Raw genomic sequence first — 204 nt, forward strand, 5'->3', positions numbered from 1 at the left:
CAACTTTCGAATATCACTTTTGCGATATTCAGCGACCCGGATGGGGTTCGAACCCACGACCTCCGCCGTGACAGGGCGGCGCTCTAACCAGCTGAGCCACCAGGCCAAATATCGTACATGTACCCTCAAAACCACATATTGAATTTCATCCGTTTTCTTACCTAAACCGTCTTGGTTAAGCCCTCGACCTATTAGTGACAGTCA

At 49.5% G+C, this 204-nt stretch carries 1 tRNA gene; it reads right to left on the reverse strand.

The features are described 5' to 3' along the window. Positions 1–32: 32 nt before the first annotated feature. Positions 33–106: transfer RNA gene (locus DW819_RS11750), tRNA-Asp, on the reverse strand. Positions 107–204: the final 98 nt, after the last annotated feature.

The organism is Clostridium sp. AM33-3 (assembly GCF_003480315.1).
GTDB lineage: Bacteria > Bacillota > Clostridia > Lachnospirales > Lachnospiraceae > Brotaphodocola.